Origin of the sequence: Nostoc sp. (assembly GCF_036917655.1) — a bacterium.
Classification (GTDB): Bacteria; Cyanobacteriota; Cyanobacteriia; order Cyanobacteriales; family Nostocaceae; genus Nostoc.
On the sequence record NZ_JBALCY010000005.1, the window covers coordinates 102,933 to 121,362 of the forward strand.

18 protein-coding genes and 1 pseudogene are annotated in these 18,430 nt (G+C 40.7%); 10 read left to right on the forward strand and 9 right to left on the reverse strand.

Annotated features, from left to right (window positions below; translation table 11 throughout):
- Positions 1-627: 627 nt before the first annotated feature.
- Positions 628-1,932 carry a hypothetical protein gene (locus tag V7K30_RS03875; protein WP_334997285.1) on the reverse strand — a complete coding sequence of 435 codons (1,305 nt, stop codon included), beginning with the start codon at positions 1,930-1,932 and terminating at the stop codon, positions 628-630.
- Positions 1,933-2,245: 313 nt separating this feature from the next.
- Between V7K30_RS03875 and V7K30_RS03880 the strand changes: the two genes are divergently transcribed.
- The 3 genes from V7K30_RS03880 to V7K30_RS03890 all read left to right on the forward strand — a co-directional run bounded on the left by V7K30_RS03880 (position 2,246) and on the right by V7K30_RS03890 (position 5,333).
- Positions 2,246-2,968 carry a carbonic anhydrase gene (locus tag V7K30_RS03880; RefSeq protein WP_334997287.1) on the forward strand — a complete coding sequence of 241 codons (723 nt, stop codon included), beginning with the start codon at positions 2,246-2,248 and terminating at the stop codon, positions 2,966-2,968.
- Positions 2,969-3,260: 292 nt separating this feature from the next.
- Positions 3,261-3,476, forward strand: coding sequence for a hypothetical protein (locus V7K30_RS03885; protein WP_334997289.1), 216 nt, complete (start codon positions 3,261-3,263; stop codon positions 3,474-3,476).
- A 348-nt stretch (positions 3,477-3,824) separates the two neighbouring features.
- Positions 3,825-5,333, forward strand: a complete 1,509-nt coding sequence (locus V7K30_RS03890; protein WP_334997291.1) for a UbiD family decarboxylase — start codon at positions 3,825-3,827, stop codon at positions 5,331-5,333.
- A 225-nt stretch (positions 5,334-5,558) separates the two neighbouring features.
- On the opposite strand, the gene V7K30_RS03895 is transcribed toward V7K30_RS03890, so the two are convergent.
- Positions 5,559-6,440 (reverse strand): TauD/TfdA family dioxygenase, encoded by an 882-nt coding sequence (locus V7K30_RS03895; protein WP_334997293.1) that lies wholly within the window; start codon positions 6,438-6,440, stop codon positions 5,559-5,561.
- Positions 6,441-6,728: 288 nt separating this feature from the next.
- On the opposite strand from V7K30_RS03895, the gene V7K30_RS03900 reads away from it, so the two are divergent.
- Entirely contained in the window at positions 6,729-7,268 is a 540-nt protein-coding gene (locus V7K30_RS03900; RefSeq protein WP_334997295.1) for an SH3 domain-containing protein, read from the forward strand.
- Between the two features lie 213 nt (positions 7,269-7,481).
- On the opposite strand, the gene V7K30_RS03905 is transcribed toward V7K30_RS03900, so the two are convergent.
- Entirely contained in the window at positions 7,482-8,282 is an 801-nt protein-coding gene (locus V7K30_RS03905) for an aspartyl/asparaginyl beta-hydroxylase domain-containing protein (protein WP_334997297.1), read from the reverse strand.
- Between the two features lie 248 nt (positions 8,283-8,530).
- Here V7K30_RS03905 and V7K30_RS03910 point away from each other — a divergent pair, with 248 nt between their 5' ends.
- Complete coding sequence (locus V7K30_RS03910) at positions 8,531-10,000, forward strand: amidohydrolase family protein (RefSeq protein ID WP_334997299.1); 1,470 nt, start codon at positions 8,531-8,533, stop codon at positions 9,998-10,000.
- 4 nt (positions 10,001-10,004) lie between these two features.
- Here V7K30_RS03910 and V7K30_RS03915 read toward each other — a convergent pair whose 3' ends face one another.
- The 3 genes from V7K30_RS03915 to V7K30_RS03925 form a co-directional block, all read right to left on the reverse strand.
- Positions 10,005-10,829 (reverse strand): alpha/beta fold hydrolase, encoded by an 825-nt coding sequence (locus tag V7K30_RS03915; RefSeq protein ID WP_334997301.1) that lies wholly within the window; start codon positions 10,827-10,829, stop codon positions 10,005-10,007.
- 58 nt (positions 10,830-10,887) lie between these two features.
- On the reverse strand, positions 10,888-11,187 hold the full coding sequence (locus tag V7K30_RS03920; RefSeq protein ID WP_334997304.1) for a protealysin inhibitor emfourin: 300 nt from the start codon (positions 11,185-11,187) through the stop codon (positions 10,888-10,890).
- A gap of 172 nt (positions 11,188-11,359) precedes the next feature.
- On the reverse strand, positions 11,360-12,439 hold the full coding sequence (locus V7K30_RS03925) for a M4 family metallopeptidase (RefSeq protein WP_334997306.1): 1,080 nt from the start codon (positions 12,437-12,439) through the stop codon (positions 11,360-11,362).
- A 452-nt stretch (positions 12,440-12,891) separates the two neighbouring features.
- Here V7K30_RS03925 and V7K30_RS03930 point away from each other — a divergent pair, with 452 nt between their 5' ends.
- From V7K30_RS03930 to V7K30_RS03940, 3 genes and pseudogenes are all read left to right on the forward strand, one after another.
- Positions 12,892-13,098, forward strand: coding sequence for a tubulin-like doman-containing protein (locus V7K30_RS03930; RefSeq protein ID WP_334997308.1), 207 nt, complete (start codon positions 12,892-12,894; stop codon positions 13,096-13,098).
- A 56-nt stretch (positions 13,099-13,154) separates the two neighbouring features.
- Positions 13,155-13,430 (forward strand): annotated as a pseudogene (locus tag V7K30_RS03935) (ISKra4 family transposase); the annotation flags it as partial.
- A 232-nt stretch (positions 13,431-13,662) separates the two neighbouring features.
- The gene (locus V7K30_RS03940) at positions 13,663-14,763 is read left to right on the forward strand and encodes a tetratricopeptide repeat protein (RefSeq protein ID WP_334997310.1); all 1,101 of its coding nucleotides are present in this window, start codon (positions 13,663-13,665) and stop codon (positions 14,761-14,763) included.
- A 28-nt stretch (positions 14,764-14,791) separates the two neighbouring features.
- Here the strand turns inward: V7K30_RS03940 and V7K30_RS03945 are convergent, their stop codons facing one another.
- Entirely contained in the window at positions 14,792-15,490 is a 699-nt protein-coding gene (locus tag V7K30_RS03945) for a phosphoribosyltransferase (protein ID WP_334997312.1), read from the reverse strand.
- A gap of 191 nt (positions 15,491-15,681) precedes the next feature.
- On the opposite strand from V7K30_RS03945, the gene V7K30_RS03950 reads away from it, so the two are divergent.
- Complete coding sequence (locus tag V7K30_RS03950) at positions 15,682-16,362, forward strand: uracil-DNA glycosylase (RefSeq protein ID WP_334997314.1); 681 nt, start codon at positions 15,682-15,684, stop codon at positions 16,360-16,362.
- Positions 16,363-16,519: 157 nt separating this feature from the next.
- On the opposite strand, the gene V7K30_RS03955 is transcribed toward V7K30_RS03950, so the two are convergent.
- On the reverse strand, positions 16,520-16,642 hold the full coding sequence (locus V7K30_RS03955; RefSeq protein WP_334997316.1) for a hypothetical protein: 123 nt from the start codon (positions 16,640-16,642) through the stop codon (positions 16,520-16,522).
- 166 nt (positions 16,643-16,808) lie between these two features.
- Here V7K30_RS03955 and V7K30_RS03960 point away from each other — a divergent pair, with 166 nt between their 5' ends.
- Positions 16,809-17,816: a zinc-binding dehydrogenase gene (locus V7K30_RS03960; RefSeq protein WP_334997318.1), complete on the forward strand. Its 1,008-nt coding sequence runs from the start codon at positions 16,809-16,811 to the stop codon at positions 17,814-17,816.
- Here the strand turns inward: V7K30_RS03960 and V7K30_RS03965 are convergent.
- Positions 17,813-18,268, reverse strand: coding sequence for a RidA family protein (locus V7K30_RS03965; RefSeq protein WP_334997320.1), 456 nt, complete (start codon positions 18,266-18,268; stop codon positions 17,813-17,815). The genes V7K30_RS03960 and V7K30_RS03965 overlap by 4 nt on opposite strands.
- Between the last annotated feature and the right edge of the window lie 162 nt (positions 18,269-18,430).

An 18,430-nucleotide genomic window follows, 5' to 3' on the forward strand; every position in this document is an offset into this window, starting at 1 on the left:
ACAAAAGCTATAATACTTTCTGCCACTGCCGCGACCGTCGTTTTCGATGCTCAAAGAATTCTCCCCAATAATCCTTGCGTTTCTTAATCACATCTACAGCGAGTAGAAAGGTAAAACAGGACATTCATTCAGGAAAAAGTGACCAAAACCTAAATTACCCGGATTTGCCAGAACCCCGATTGAACAGGAAGGCGTACTCAACTTCCTATATATAAAGCTCTGCATCACTTTTTGATGTACTGCTGAGTCACAACAACTCCTGCAAAGCCGCTCCAGAGGAAACCTGGGGCATTTTTTCATGGTATAAAAACGCCTATGTTTGCCCCAATCAAAACTAATTGAGTGCTTTTGGCAATTTGGCATCCAAAATTTTTCTATTGCAGTTTTAATTGATATATCAGCAGGGTTACTGGGACATTGAGAAAATTCTACAAGGGATCGATTCCCGTCTCAAAAATCCCACCCAATGGCCAGTTGTTGACGCCCGCGCTCTGTGAATCACCTTAAATGGTGGTTGCAGTAAACAAGCAGAGCAAGTGTCACCGCTTCACCACAACTGGCTAGAAATCAAACAGAAAACACATAGTTAGTTAGCCAAGTGGATCATACCAAAGCGATCGCCACCATTTATTTAATCTGTAGCTGCCTAAGTTTATTATTTGCCGACAGTAGTAACTCTTGAGCTTTTAGATAGGCTGTTGTGCCATTTTGCACCTTTTCTAATTGATTAATAATACTTTGCAATTGGCTCAACACCCGATTGCGCTCCCCATCATGAGCATCAGTAGGAGTTGAAGCCAGCAACCTTCCAATTTCTTGTTGTGCTGCCTCCAAAGCTTCCACAGCATCTGTTTCAGCTTGCCGCCTTACCCTAACTTGACCTAAATTCGCCTCATAAATTGCTAATAACTTCTGTGCCTCGGTATAACCCGCCACGTCTTTTGAAGGAATCTCTTTGAGCCGTTCAATTGCCTCTATCCACAAATTTTCTATCTGTCGCCATTCAGTTACGGCGTGTGGCGGATTTTGACCAGCTTTGGCAGCTTGCCAGGAAAATTGCCGCGCTGCGGTGATTAAGGCACTGATGCGATCGTTCCCAGCTGCCAATCCAACAACTTCCTGAAACTCACGCTTATAATTATCTAGTTGATTTTGTACAGTTTTTCCTGCCAGAGTTTCACCAGGAATCTGCTCAAATTGATTCAGCGCCGTTTGCCAAGCAGCTGTTGCAGTCTGTTTATCAGTTGCTGTTGTAGCCCGTTCATATTGCTGTTTTGCATTTAATAGAGTCTGCATATCATCGGTAAGCAAAGACTGAGCATTCTTTTCCTGAAAAACCTGAGCTTCTAGCTGCCCAACTTTACTCCGAAATGCATTAAAACCGTAGATGCTAAAGCGCGAGTCATACCACCAATATTTGTATTCAGACCAATCGTTTACAAAGGAAGTTGGTAATTGATCTAAATGTTTTTGTGTTTCTTGTAGCTTCTGTTCTCCCAAAGCCAAATCAGCGGGACTAGTAGCTTTTTCAATCAATTGTTCAGCTTGCTCGACTAATACCAACGCCTGTCGATAGTGACTATCCATACTGATGTAGCTGGGTAGCAACAAAAAAGGCGCATGAAGCATCACCGAATGGCGAATCACTGGGTAAGGCTGGTTCGCCACCCAAATTACACCAACCGGAATGCCTATAAGTATTGCTATCCAAATAAGTCTACTACCTATACCCCGCTTGGCTTTGCTATGCGGTTGCTGAGGGGATGTTTTGAGAACTCGCCTCTCTAGCTCCATTTCATGCTCTAATTTAGCTAGGTTTTTGGGGGTTGATGGTGTTACAGATTGTTGGCTGGAGATAAACGGATCTATCCCAGAGCTATTTGGAGCATTTTTACGTAGCAAATTCCAGTTTATTTTGTCTAAAAAAGGCATAAATATAGTCAGTACTGTGTTAATTATTCCCAAAAAAACACAGGAAATACATACAATAAATAAATAAATAGGCGTAAATAAATTAAAGTTTGTAGTAAGGACTTTAGTTCTGAGCAAACTTGCTATGAGCGATGAATCGCTCACTACGAACTGAGATTTTATTCTATGTTTAATTATGCCTACTTACTTAAGTTCTAAATTACGATGCAATGTGAAGATTAAATGACTCTTAAATCGTGTAAAAGGGTACTCTTGCATCTTGCTTTAATCTGATATCTTCCTGAAAACAGCTTTGTTGTTGTCAGGTAGATTGATGAGTCGAATTAATGGATTTGTAGGGCGACGTGATTTCTTAAAATTCGCAAGTGTGGTAGGTATTGCGGCTACTGCTTTTGGTGATAGCTTTTGGAATCCAGAGCAAACTGCTATTGCTGATATTCACCCAGTTAACCCTAATCCCATTAGTCCTAATCAAGCCGTCAGACGCTTGCTGGATGGTAATGAAAGGTTTATCCATCAAAAACGTCAATATCCTGATCAATCACTAGAACGTCTACAATTAGTTGCTAAAGCTCAGTATCCCTTTGCCGCTATATTGGGTTGTGCAGATTCCAGAGTACCAGCGGAAATTGTCTTCGATCAAGGACTTGGAGATTTATTTGTCGTGCGAGTTGCTGGTAATGTCGTCAGTGACATGGTTATAGGTAGTCTGGAATACTCTACAACAGTATTGGGTTCGCAGTTGATTGTGGTTTTGGGTCATAGAAGATGCGGTGCAGTAGCAGAAGCAATCAAAAATGAACCACTTCCTGGCAGAATTGGTTTGATTATTGAGGGTATCAAACCATCTATAGAAAGGGTAAAGTTAAGAACAGGTGATAATATGCAAGATGCGGTTATTGCCAACATTCAATATCAGACTGAAAAATTGCAGGAAAGCTCAACGATTCTAGCCAAATTACTCCGTGAAGGTAAACTAAAAATTGTTGGCGCTTGTTACGATATTGACACTGGTAAAGTCAACATTATTACTTAAACATCTCACACCTTTTAGGCGGAGGATTATTAGTTTAATGATGTTACCAAAAATCACTAATTATAAAATATTTTTTATTGATAATCTTGAAAATTAATCAAATTCATTGCTCAACTTAGAAAAATACTGCTCATACCATTTCACAAAATACCTGTTATATACAGCAGATTGCAACTTAGTGAGGTACAGATTATTGTAAGGGCACAACAATGTTCATTGGTGTCAACTTAACGTAAAAGCCAGTCTAGAACCAGCTTTTATAGGTTATCTCGTTCCCAGTCGGAGACTGGGAATGCCTAATGTGGGGCTGCTGCCTCAAGACTTGCGGCAGAGCCGCAATGATCAACATTTCCAGCCAGAGGCTGGAAACGAGGTTTTAAAGGGGTTTGAGCTTAAGTTGACACCAATGAACAATGTTGTGCCCCTACCTGTGTACCTCATTTTCCTGACAAACGCTGTATATATTGTTATGAGTGTACATCTGTACGCACCCACATCTCATTTGTAACAAATAAACCTAGCAGGGGACATATAACAAGTCCACCTGCCAGGAAGGTATAGTATATTCTGGCCATGTTTGATTTGGTTAGCACTTATTTATAAAAAATAATTGCGTATCCTCAGATACAATAACTAAATACTTTGGAAAACACAGTTAAGAAAAGTTACTAAATAGGTTAATTTCCAATTAAAACCAACAATTTCCCGAATGGGTAGATGAGGGAGCAGGGGACAAGGGAGAATTATTGAACAAATTCCTTCCTTGTCCCTACCCAATGCCCAATGCCCAATGCCCAATGCCCCATAATATAAGAACGCGCTTCACACTTCTTAAATAATCAGCTTTATTAGAACAATGGCGAGAGACTTGCGGGGATTCATTAAAATTTTGGAACAGAAGGGACAATTACGGCGGATTTCAGCTTTAGTTGACCCAGATTTAGAAATTGCTGAGATTTCCAACCGGATGCTGCAAAAAGGTGGGCCAGGGTTGTTGTTTGAAAACGTCAAAGGCGCTTCCTTCCCGGTGGCGGTGAATTTGATGGGTACTGTGGAAAGAATTTGCTGGGCGATGAATATGCAGCATCCAGAGGAGTTGGAAACTCTGGGGAAAAAACTGGGTATGCTGCAACAGCCAAAACCACCGAAGAAGATTTCCCAGGCGATAGATTTTGGAAAAGTACTGTTTGACGTGCTAAAAGCGAAACCAGGACGGGACTTTTTCCCTGCTTGTCAGCAAGTTGTCCTTCAAGGTAATGATTTAGATTTAAACAAGTTGCCTTTGATACGTCCTTATATTGGTGATGCTGGCAAGATTATCACGCTGGGACTGGTAATTACCAAAGATTGTGAGACGGGTACTCCAAATGTAGGTGTGTATCGCTTGCAACTACAATCTCAGAATACGATGACGGTTCACTGGTTATCGGTGCGGGGTGGGGCGAGGCATTTGCGAAAAGCGGCTGAACGTGGGAAAAAATTAGAAGTTGCGATCGCACTTGGTGTAGATCCTCTAATTATTATGGCAGCTGCCACACCCATACCTGTAGATTTATCAGAATGGCTGTTTGCTGGACTGTACGGCGGTTCGGGTGTGCAGTTGGCAAAATGCAAAACTGTAGATTTGGAAGTTCCCGCAGATTCCGAGTTTGTCTTGGAAGGGACGATTACACCAGGGGAAGTCTTACCAGATGGGCCTTTTGGCGACCATATGGGTTATTACGGCGGCGTGGAAGATTCGCCATTGATTCGGTTTGAGTGTATGACGCACCGGAAAAATCCGATTTATTTAACAACATTTAGCGGCCGTCCACCTAAAGAAGAAGCGATGATGGCGATCGCGCTAAATCGCATTTATACCCCCATTCTGCGGCAACAAGTATCAGAAATTGTCGATTTCTTCCTACCAATGGAAGCTTTGAGTTATAAAGCGGCGATTATTTCCATTGATAAAGCATATCCGGGACAAGCGCGACGGGCAGCTTTAGCATTTTGGAGTGCTTTACCACAATTTACATACACAAAATTTGTAATTGTTGTGGATAAAGACATAAATATTCGCGATCCGCGTCAAGTTGTATGGGCGATTAGTTCCAAAGTTGACCCAGTGCGGGATGTATTTATTTTGCCGAATACACCTTTTGATACGTTGGATTTTGCCAGTGAAAAGATTGGCTTAGGTGGACGCATGGGAATTGATGCAACTACAAAAATTCCGCCGGAAACAGACCATGAATGGGGTTTGCCTTTGGAATCTGATCCAGATGTGGCGGCGATGGTAGAGAGACGATGGGCGGAGTATGGTTTAGCAGAGTTGCAGTTACCAGAAGTAGACCCAAATTTGTTTGGTTATGATATGAGGTAACGGGTTAGATAGAAACTGGTAAAACTCTATGTTGGCTATCAGCTTAGGAACGTAGATTTAATAACTTACAAATTTCGTAGGGTGCGTTAGTAACGCACCATTGAATATGGTTTAGGTGCGTTACGCTGTCGCTAACACACCCTACAAAAGATAAGTTTTCTATTCTGCTCAATCCATGTTCCTTATCTAACTTATATCAGTAAAACTGACCAATAATTAACACATTTAGAAAGAAAAAGCTGGGGAACATAGCCTGATATAAATATCTCTTTGATCATCAGTAAAAGCTCTTCTACCATGAAGTATTCTTGTATTATCAATCATTAAAATATCGCTTTTTTGCCAAGAAATTTCTGTGGTGATTTTTTCAGCAATTTCATTAAGTTCAAAGACAACCTCATCAGAAATTTCTGAATCATCCTCAAAGTTAAGAATCTTTGGATTTAACTGCTTTGTGGGCAATAGACTATTAATAAACACTTGATATTTTCCACATCTGCTAGGGATAATGCCTGGACAAATGTATTCAAGCAGAATCGATTGATCATCATTTATCGTTAGATGCGTATTATTCTTCTGACACATTTCTTCTAGTGTATTCAAGTTATTTGTTTGGTATTTTTTCTGCCAGTCCTCTTTAGATACCCGAACAGTAAATTTTAACTTATTTTTGTTGAATAACTCTTTGGTTGAACTACTAATTTCATTAAAAAATTGTCTGCCATCACATACTGTAGTTTCACCATCTTCTAATGGCGGATTAGCACAGAAAAACCACAACATAAGTGGGATATTTTTCTGATAATACATTTCGCCGTGCAACTTAATCTCAGACTTAAAATCATTTACGCTTAAAATAGTCTGATCTCCATTAATTACCCTTCTACTGAATGCACCACCAGCATAATTTCTAAAATCGATACTCAAGAGATTGGTAAATTCTTTAAAAATGCCAGTATCAACATCAAATCCTCTAAAAAGTAAAATTCCATTAGATTTAAACAGGCTAATAATTTCTTCTTTGTCTAATTCTAAAATACTGACATTATCGAGATTAATAATCTCTTTAACTATGCTATCTGATATGGGCTGTATGTTGATATTCATATAACTTAATAAAAAGTTGTCAAAATTTGAACTCACTGTTGGCGTTAACTACACCATATACTGATATTTTAATACTCAATCATGTCGTTGTGTTGCATCCATCTGCGTAGGCGTAGCCCGTCGTAGACATCGCAGGACTAAATTTTGTAGAATTAAAAGTGTTATTACAGTACTAAAATCCCTTTTAGGCAACTACGTTACAAAGTTAACCCTAATTTATTTGGGTAGATGATGAGATACAAATAAGACTCCAATCTTAGGTACTGATGCCAGAAAATTGAACCAATTATGACAAAAAAAGTGAAAAATCCAGCATCAAAGTTACTGATAGGATTGGCATTCAGTTGTATTAGTGTGATACTCAATACAGGTATAGCTTATCAAATAGCTTTAGCGAAATCAACTAATCCTCAAAAGTGCGATATTCTTGCCTACGTCACCGATACAGATTCGCAAGGTTTAAATGTGCGGAGTGGTGCAAGTACAAACAACACAATTCTAGGACAAATACCTATTAACGAAACAGTTCAGGTTATTGGTGCTGCTGGAGATTGGGTGCAGATTACTAATGCTAGTGATGGTTTTAAAGGAACTGGATGGGTATTTGTGCCAAAGTTAGGCTTAACAACGCGGGGCTACGGTACTAATGGCGTGCATTTATATGCTAGTACCAGTCAACAAAGCCGAAAAGTGGGAAGAATTCCTGCTAATACGCCTGTCAAATTGTTAGGCTGCCAGGGAGATTGGGCGCAAGTGGAATATCAAGGTGTTAAGGGTTGGTTGACAAGGGAAGATCAATGTAGTGCAGCCCTTACTAGTTGTTCTTAGAACCCCACCCCCAACCCCCTCCCCGCTCTTCGAGAGGGGGCTATGAGAATTACTTTTTAAGATCCTGAATTATGGCCAGGAGTACATGGGAGACTAATAACCCGCAACTTGGGTAATAATCAGCATTTCCAGCCAGAGGCTAGAAACGAGGTTTTAAAAGGGTTTGCGCTTAAGTTGACACTAATGCTTCTAGTCCCCCTTCTCAGATATCCTCTAGGCTTCTAAGGCTTTATCCCACTCTAATTGATGAGCTAAACCATACTTGATAAAATCTTCTTCTTTAGCTTTATCGCTTTTACCAAAAACACCTAAGCTATAAGGATTATCTTGCATCCGTTGTGTGACTTGCTCTTTTTCAAATTGGATAATTTCTTCTCTAGGTTTATCCGGTTTAAAAAAGTCTACAACCAAGACAGTTCTGTCATAATTGGTATAATTGTGCGGGCAGTGTGGATAGCTGTGATCTAAAACCAGAAATTTTCCTTCATGCCAATAAAGCTGCTCATGGCATATTTTCATAGCCACATCCCCCTCTGGTACAATCAATCCTAGATAGCCACGATTCATATGAGGGTTATAGTTCACATGCAGCTTGATGTCCAAGCCGGGATGGAATGTACCAAAATACACATTTCTGATGATCTCATCATCGATAAAGTTGACTTTTCCTATTACTTTAGCTAAGTTTGGGAAATATTTATCTCTTAATGCAAGTGCTTTTTGTGATGCATCATCTGGCCCATAATCAGGATATTGTATTTGATGCGCCTGAATATATTTTTCAATAAAGTTCCCTTGAAATAAGATACCAAAAGCACTATATTTTGCATCACCTTTGGTTTTAATGGTTTTACTTTTAGGCCCCAAAATATCATAAGTCAGTTTTAACTCCTCATTAGATGCCTGCTTAATAAAGCGTGTAAACTCATCTCTAATCACTTGCCAGTTATCTTGAAAAGTTTTGAGAAAAGTAAATTCATTTGGGTCTAGATGATACTCATTAAAACTTTCCATTGTCTTTTCTCCTGAAAATGATTTCCTAAAAAACCGTTATATAATCATGGGATTTGGTCTTCGTCCCGATTCAATGTTGGAATTCCTGACTAAACCAGGGCATTCATCCATCATTAGCTAAAAACAAGTGCCCAGAGTTCTGGATCTGAACTTGTAGAATGGTTGGATGGAATAATATCATCTGTGTTGATATCATTTTTTAGCATTAAAACTTTGGGTTATGTACTCATTTTAGTGTGAGGTCTACTGTGTCTGAAACTCCCCTATTAGATCAAATTATCAAAAATGTGCGGGTAGTTCGTCCCCATCAGGATGTAATCGAACTACTTGATTTAGGAATTCAGGATGGGAAATTTGCTCAAATCGCCCCTAATATTAGCCCAGACAGAGGCAAAGAGGTATTTGATGGCAAAAACCTGCTAGCCTTTCCTGGGGTTGTGGATGCCCATATGCACATCGGTATCTACCAATCCCTCGACAAAGATGCTGTAACTGAAACCAAAGCAGCCGCGATGGGAGGCGTGACTACCAGCTTAAATTACATCCGTACAGGGCAGTATTATCTTAACAAAGGCGGCTCCTACCGCGATTTTTTTCCAGAGGTGTTGTCCTTATCCGCAGGTAATTTTTTTGTGGATTACAGCTATCACATCGCACCTATAGCTAGCCAGCATATCGATGAAATACCTCTAATGTTTGAAGAACACGGTGTCTCTTCGTTTAAAATCTTTATGTTTTATGGCGGCTATGGCTTGCATGGTTTGTCAGACCAGCAAAACCTTTTTTTAATGATTAATAAAGAGGAACGGTACGACTTCGCCCATTTTGAATTTATTATGCGCGGTCTAACTCGCTTGATAGAAAAACATCCAGAAGCGCGAGATACTATCAGCTTGAGTTTGCACTGCGAAGTTGCAGAAATTCTCAACGCTTATACCAAAATAGTTGAAAACGATTCTAGTCTTAGCGGATTACACGCATATAGTGCAGCGCGTCCTCCTCATTCTGAAGGTTTAGCAATTTGCATTGCTTCTTATTTGGCACATGAGACGAACTGTGCAAATATCAATTTGTTGCACCTGAGTTCGCGTAAAGCAATGGAAGCAGCTTTGACTATGCAAACTGCTTTTCCCCATATCAATTTTCGGCGAGAAGTCACTGTTGGACATTTGCTATTAGATGTCGATACTCCTAATACAATTTGGGCAAAAGTCAACCCTCCTATTCGTCCCCGTGCTGATGTGGAATACTTATGGCAAGCAGTACTTAACAATCAGGTAGATTGGATAGTTAGCGACCACGCTTGCTGTTCTGCTGAACAAAAAAGAAGTGCTAAAGACCCGAATAATATTTGGTTAGCAAAATCTGGTTTTGGCGGTACAGAATATTTACTTTCTGGTGTATTTAGTGAAGGTAGCAAGCGAGGAATGTCCTACAACCAAATGGCTAAGTTGCTATCTTGGAACCCATCCCGGCGCTTTGGTTTGTTAGAAAAAGGTGATATTGCCATTGGCTATGATGCTGATTTGGTGTTGGTAAACCCCAATGAAACCTTTGTGGTACGTGCTGCTGAGTCGGAGTCACAACAAAGTTACACACCCTTTGAAGGAGTGGAGTTAACTGGGCGAGTAAAGAGTACCTTTTTGCGGGGAAATTTGATTTACAACAATGGACAGGTTTTGGGTTCTCCTACTGGGCGCTATTTAAAAAGAGGATAGAGTTTTAAACATTTGTATTGTCCAGAAACTCTATAACTACCTTTGATATTTCTTCAGGTATTTGGTTCATCATGCAGATGGTTCCATCTTGTAACTCCACAACCTGAGCGTGGGGAATTGCTTGTGATAAGAAATATCGGTCTTTTGCCAGTGCTAAACCTAATTTTTGGAATTCTTCTACATCATCAATTCCCCAGACTATCAGTGTGGGACATTTAATTGAAGTAAACCTTTGGGCGGCATCTATACAGTAATTTCCTACTGCCCAAACTGCGTACAAAGGATAGCCAAAGCATTTCAAATCATCTAAAACCCAACGATGATTCAAATCAGCAGAACCCACATATCTAGAACGGGCTAACCATCTTTCCATTAGGTGCGAACCGTCTTCTTGAATAACAAAACCTTCCTGAAACCGCTTCATTAAATCTGCTTTTCCAGCTTCACCAAAACCAGCAACGTTACACAAAATTAAATTATTTACCCGTTCTGGATAAGCTGCGGCTACTTCTCCAGAAACGAAAGCGCCCGTATGGTTCCCCAGAATGTTTGTTTGTTCAATACCCAACTCATCCAACAGGGCAATAACAGTTTTAGCGTAGTCCGCCACTGAATACAATTTTGGCGGTTTATCAGACTCACCAAAACCGATGAAATCCATCGCTATCACGCGGTACTTTTTTACCAAAATGGACATTAATTCCCGATATTCGTCGCTACTGCGGGGGTTCATATGCAGTAGTAACAAAGGCTCTCCCTCACCACCGATTCGATAAAGAATCTGTCCATCTTCAGTGTCTAAAAAAGCTCGCTTGATTGGTTGATTCATAGTACCCTGATAAATTTAGGATTTATATCAGCCTTTATTTAACTTGTTCAGTAAAAAATTACCTTTTCTGTGCTATGTTCTGTAGCCATTCAATTAGGGGTCTTAAGGTTCCTGGCAATGCTGACTCACTGACAGTCACTGTATGCTGCTTACCGTTATCTTCTACTGTTAACTTATACTGAAAGCGATCGCTCTGGGGATTTGGCGAAGTAATTTGTTCAGGTAGTCTAAATAAATCAGCAGCTTCCACCAGTCGGGGAAGTGTGGCGGCTTCATTTGGCGGGAGAGTGTCTGTATCAACGGTTGTTTTCTTGGTAATCCCAGCAAAGCCGCCCGTGCGTTCAAATGATACCCGCATTTATTTGCTCTCCGTTGTATTATTTAGTTGGGATAAATACAAAAACTGGGAGATGATAGTTTTCACCTCCCAGTTTAGCAATAACAAACAATACATCTAAAAAGTTACAAGTTAAGAAAAAACAGACGCGATTAATCGCGTCTCTCCTGTAAAGACGCGATTAATCGCGTCTCTAAATAACTCCTACCTTTTGCCAAGCGTTCTGCACGGCTTTCTCCTCATTACTACCATTACCGTAGAGTTCGCCAGCAATTTGAATGGTGACGCTGGCAGCTTTTTTAAAATCTGCTTTGGCACGCAAGCGATCGCGTAAAGCTATGTACCAGATTTTACCAGTTTTTTCCCAGGCATAACCTCCAATTTCCACAGCCGCTAGATAAAAAGCATAGTTAGGAATTCCTGAGTTGATATGCACTCCGCCGTTATCATCAGTACCAGTATATTTATCTTTTACATGGGCTGGCTGGGGATCTTTACCCAATACTGGATCATCATATGCTGTTCCCGGTGCTTTCATGGAGCGGAGGGCAACACCTTTGACAGTGGACGCTAAAAGACCTTGCCCAATCAGCCAGTCTGCCTCTTGTGCAGTCTGATTTTTGATCTTCTGTTTCACCAGAGAACCGAAGACATCAGAAAACGATTCATTCAGTGCCCCTGGTTCGCCAAAATACTGTAAACCAGCTTGATACTGGGTTACACCATGAGTTAGCTCATGCCCAATCACATCAATTGACTTCGTGAAGCGTTGAAACAGTTCTCCGTCACCATCACCATAAACCATCTGGTCGCCGTTCCAAAAGGCGTTATCGTATTTGACGCCATAATGCACGGTGGAGTCTAAACGTAGTCCTTTGTCGTCAATGGAATTGCGATCGAATATCTCATGAAACAAGTCATAAGTAGCACCAGCCGCATCGTAGGCTTCATTCACTGCTACGTCACTGCTGGGAGGGCCTCCCTCACTACGCACCAGCGTACCAGGGAGTTGCTGGCCATATTTCGCATCGTAGATGGTGCGGCGCTTTTCACCTGGAGAAGGTGCAAATGAGATATTACCTACGACGTTTCTCCGTCCCAGAAATTGTGCCGAAATATTTAATGTATGAAAAGCCCAAGTCCGCTGCTGGGGATTGCCATTCACCACGACATTTTTAAGCATGTGGGGCGGGACAATACAACAAATCGGGCATCTAGAGTCAAGTTGATGCTCATACTTGAACCCGGCTGATTTCTTTTTATTTCGAGCCATCCAAGATATTCTCCTTTTGAAACTAAGTGATGGCAAACAGTGGCTTTAACTCCACTTTTGAAAGGAGCAGAAAAACGAATCAAAATTGCGTGCCCCTGATTTCTTTCTGAATAAAACTTTCTACTCTGTATTTTCGGATAGGTCTGTAGAGGATTGATAGTACCCTCACGGGTACTTCTGATGTGGAAATATTGCATAAAAATACCAGGACAGCTTAATTATCGCAAGTTTTAGCCAAAATCCTTGCGTGAGTTAGCAAGACCTCCTTTACAGACCCAATGCGTTTATATATTAGTTCTTATCACGGGAAATAATCTTATTTATTGCTGTTTTGTTACTATAAGACTGCTAATCTTATAAATACCGATTGGGGACAGCTAAGTTCCAAATCTAGGTATCCAAAACCTAAAATTTTCATAAGCCACCAAACACCGCCAGACCATAATATTTCCGTGGAGTCTTATGGCTCTTTAGATGCTTTGCCTATTGTGTCTTTTTTATATATAGATACAGAGCAGAATGCCAAAGCTTCAGAAGCCCAAACTGTTCTCAAGCAAAATATTTTTCTTAGACCTTCTGAGCAAGTCTGGGCTAAGGTAGAGATTGCCTTGGCAATGCTCAATCAACTGGGAGCATCCCGCTTTTTATTATTCCGATAAATAAAAATTAAACATGAGATGGTAGAGGTGTAATCCGTGCGATCGTTTTGATGGGATTGCACAACCTAGCTGCGATCGCTGCTTCATTCCAAGAAAATAGTATCGTAATCAATTGGGTAAATAATCAACCTCTAGCTCCCATACTCACTTGTCTTGGAGACGGACACGACGGAATTTGGAATATTATCCGTGAGTTTACCCCAGAACATGAGCGCCGTGAAATACAATATTTGTTCCATTTCATGGAAAATCTACATAAAGTTGGTGGTTCAATTCAAAGAGTTAACAAGGCAAAAAATCTCCTATGGCAAGGGGATTGGCACTCTGCGGTCTAAAACGTATTTATATTTGAAAGTTGCATATTGGCTAACTAAAAACTATAGTTATTACTCTTCATGAGTGGTAATCTGAAAGCCTCGATCAACGATTCAATAGCGAAGCGATCGCTTTATTGATAAACTTTCACCCCTGCTTAACTTACGCTGTGTTAAACCAGCCTGATGAAAGATATATTCTGGTTTTGGGAACACTAGATTTAGCACCAGACTAAACAGGAAGGATCTGATGTCTAAAGGCGAATGGAATAATAGATCGAAAAATACAGTTCCCCTGCAATTACCCATAACATACTTAAAACCAGTGAAGCGTAATACAATTACCCATGAATTTGACTCTGGTTCACAAGCAGAAATACTACCTCCACAAGAAAGTGACGACAATTTATTGGAAGCGTCCAAGCTATTACGGCAAGGAATTCAACAGCAGCAAGCTGGTGAATTAATAGCGGCGATGAAGTCTTTACAACAATGCTTGGGGCTGTTTCAGGCAGTTGGGGATTTGCAAAAACAGGCACAGGTACTTTCTTTTTTAGGATTGGTAACTTACAGCGCTGGAGACTACAAAGGTGCTATCTCCTACTCCCAACAGTGTTTGTCTTTGCTCAAGAACACCTCAGATTTAGCAGTGCAAATGCAAGCATTTTCCCATTTAGGCAATGCATACCGTCACTTAAATGACCATAAAAAGGCAATTGAGTTTCTAGAAAAATGTTTGAAAATAACCCAGCAACTGCAAGACAAACGGAGTCAAGTAGCAGCACTGAATAATTTAGGATTGGTTTATAAAGCTTCCGGCAACTTTACACAGGCAATTGAGTATCAGCAGCAAAGCCTAGAAATTGTCCGGGAACTCAAAGATAATTGGGGCGAGGAACAGGTACTTAAGAATCTGGGTAATGCTTGGTATGCTTTGGACAATTACCCAAAAGCGATCGCTTATTATGAGCAGTGTGTAGTACTAGCACGCTCCTTAAAAAATGTTCGCAGTGCTTCTCAGGTGTTAAAGAATCTGGGGAATGCTTGTTATGCCTTAAGTGATTATGCTAAAGCCATTAAGTATTATGAAGAACGGTTGCAATTAGCCAAAGAAATTCAAGACAAGCGGAGCGAGGAACAGTCTTTAGGTAGTTTAGGAGTTGCTTGTGAAGCTTTGGGTGACTATAACAAAGCAATTAGATATTATGAAGAACGTTTGCTGTTAGCTAGGAATATCAAAGACCGTCGCAGTGAAGAACAAACTCTTGCCAGTCTGAGAGTCGCTTGCTACGCCTTGGGTGATTATGCCAAAGCTATGCAATACCAGCAGGGAACATCTCCAAATAGTTAAAAAGCAAGAGAAGGAAAACAATTTAAAATTACTCGCACAGGTCAATTTCTCCCATTGTCTTTTGTTGCTGGAGATATCTGAGAACTTCTAATGTATCTACTTGGGGAAATTGGGCGTAAAAATTACTCACACTCCAGAAGGGTTCCGGTGTTTCCAAGACAATTGTGCGATCGCCCCACTGTTCTAACCAGGGTAGCAATTTTTGTGGTGCTACTGGAGTACATAGCCAAACTGCTGCTGGAGAAAGCGCTTTGATGGCAGTTGCCGCTACCGCTATTGTCATACCTGTAGCAATGCCATCATCAACTAAGATCAGCGTAGCATTCTTGGCATTCACCTGCGGACAAGCAAGAATTAATTGAGCCTCAAGAGACTTAGCAAGGTTTATCGCTTTATTTAAAGCCACTTCCCGCCACCGCGCATCATGTTTAGACCAAAATAGCTTTTGATCAGTCCAAAGAACATTTCCCGAAGTAGTCACCGCACCAATTGCTAACTCTGGGTTTTCTGGATGGCTAATCTTTTTCGCCACAACAATTGTCAACGGACAATCCAAAAGACGTGCTATTGGTGCTGCTATTGGTATACCCCCTCTTGGCAAAGCATAAACAATTGGTACAGGCTTTACCCCAGAATCAATAGTTTGCTGAGTTAAAACATCATGAATCACTCGCGCCAATTCCTCACCCGCATGGGTGCGATCGGCAAAAAGTGGGGTATGTGGCATGGTTTCCCCCAGCATCTTAGGACGGCACTGCTTTTATGATGACTGAATTTTGTCTCAAATTAACTGATACAATAAGATTTGTATAAATAATAAGTATTCAGCAAAAGTCTATTTATTCTGATAAATCTCCAACCAGAGTAGTATTTAACTCAGATAAGACAGCTGGTGCTGATGCTAAAATCCTGATTTTCATGAGCAGCGAAACCCAACTCAGTCTCTTCGACGACTCAACCTTTAACCAACGAGAACTAATTCCCACAGACGCGAAAATTCCGATCGCTCCCGGAACTTATCCTACCATAACGGAGTTGACACAGCATTGCGATCGCTGTCACCGTTGTCCATTGGGAGACACTCGGACTCATGCTGTTGTCGGACGTGGCAATCTCAAAGCCCCAATTATGGTTATAGGGGAAGCGCCTGGTCAAAATGAAGATGAAACGGGTTTACCATTTGTCGGCAGATCGGGGCAGTTGCTGGAGAAAATTCTGGCATCTGTGAATCTGACTACTGACCATGATGTATACATAGCTAATATCAACAAATGTCGTCCACCAGATAATAGAGTTCCTACTCCTGTGGAAGTGGCGGCTTGTCTACCCTACTTATTAGAACAAATTCGCCTAGTTGACCCCAAAATAATCCTGTTAACAGGTGCAACTGCTGTCAAAGGGATCACTGGCGATAAGCGAGGGATTACGAAAATTCGCGGGCAGTGGTTGGAGTGGGAAGGGCGTTTATGTATGCCAATTTTTCATCCTTCCTACTTGCTGCGTAACCCTTCTAAGGAACAAGGTGCGCCTAAATGGTTGATGTGGCAGGATATCCAGGCAGTGCGGGCTAAGTTAGACGCAATCCAAAATAACAGCTAGTTTGGTAGAATTATCCAAAATATCCTATATCGTATTTAACTATAGCAATCCGATTTGATTTCTGAAATTATTTGCGTAGGGTGGGAATGGGGAGTGGGGAGTAGGGAAGAAGCCTCTTTGAGTTGTACTGAGTTTTTTCAAAAATCAAATATGAGTTCTATAATTGCGATCGCTTGTTTTGATTGAAGTGGAAGCGATCGCATTTACGCTCAATGCTGAATTTAGGGAAGACCAAAAAATAAATTGCCCAGTTGTTGTAGTTTTTATAATGTTTTGCCATGTCTAAATTCTTGTCGAGCAAAGCTCTGCACTATGTTCACTCTGTTGAAACTGCCTCGCCCAAGGAACTTCAACAAGGGAGCATCCCACTTTTTATTTAGTGAGTAAAGATTGCTATCTACGTGAAAACTAATAATTAAGGAGTAAGGTAAACCTAAGATTTAGATATGAACGCAACAACCTACAGAAAGTTAATAGCAAAGCAACTGAATCCAGATTTTAAATTTGCTGTTGAAGTTGTCGAGATTCCTATTTCACAACCTGCTGGTAGTCAACTTTTAATTCAAAACAAATTTGCTGGCGTTAACGGTGGTTTTGATACCTTACTTTGTCGTGGTGATGTTCCCTATATTAACTCAATTCCTCCCTTTGATTTAGGTGTGGAAGCTGTGGGAAAAGTTGTCGCTATCGGTGAAAATGTTAAAGATTTTCAAATAGGTGATGCTGTCATAACTACATTACGTGGTGGCGGTTATCGAGAATATCAGGTTATCGATGCAAACTTAGCGCTGAAGGTGCCAGAAGCAACACCAGAGTTGCTAACACTAATACCTACAGGTGTATCAGCTTTGGTTGCATTGGAACAAGTCGGGGAGATGAAAAGTAATGAAGTGGTTTTAGTGACAGCAGCAGCAGGGGGAACTGGCCATATTGCGGTGCAATTGGCAAAGTTAGCTGGTAATCATGTCATTGGTACTTGTAGTTCTGAGGCGAAGGCAAAGTTGCTGAGAGAATTAGGGTGCGATCGCATTATTAACTATCGTACAGAAAATCTCAACCAAATCCTCAAGCAAGAATACCCTAATGGGATTAATTTAATTTTTGAGTGCGTAGGTAAAGCCGTATTTGATACCTGCGTTGAAAACTTGGCGGTGCGGGGACGGTTAGTAGTGGTTGGTTTTATATCAGAATACGCAAATAATGTCGAACAAATTACACAACCACGCCTTTATTACCAGTTATTTTGGAAAGCAGCTTCTGTGAGAGGCTTTCTCATGCCTCATTATAAAGAACATATCCCAGAAGCACGCGATCGCATCTTAAACCTCTTCTACTCTAGGAAACTCAAAGTTGCCGTTGACCCAACCGAGTTTAACAGCATAGAATCCATTCCTGCTGCTGTCGAATATCTGCTTAGTGGCAAAAATTGCGGTAAAGTAGTTGTCAGGTTTTAGCTGTCAACAATTGCTGTACACTTAATCTCAACGATTAGTCCTGGGGTAGATAGTCCGACTACCCCCACACCAGTCCAGGTAGGAAAGTTATTGCTGAAATAGCGGTCTTTTATCTGCATAAAAATTGGCAAAAATGGAATGATATCAGGTGATTGACCAGAACCTATTGCTTCTTTTTGAAGTTCCCCTAGTCCGGCTCCAGTGACATGGTATGTAATCATCTCAACTACATTATCGAATGTAGCTCCTCCTGCTTCTAGCACCTGATTAACATTCTCAAAAGCCTGAACAAACTGGGCTTCTATTCCCTTAACAACTTGCAAATTCTCATCTCTGCCTACTTGTCCTGAAATATATAAGGTATTCCCAACTTTAATACCAGGACAATAATGAAACTTTTCAAAAAGAATTTCCATCCCTTTTGGGATAATGACTTCACGAGAGGACATCATTCATCTCCTTAATTTGGTAATTGACAGACTTTCAACAACACAAATACTTTTACGATTAATTAAATTATGTATAATTTTTGCAAGATGAATTAGGAAAACTCACTAATGGTAGTAATTTTACAACCTCAAAAGCAAAATTGTATAAAAGTTGGATATTAAAGG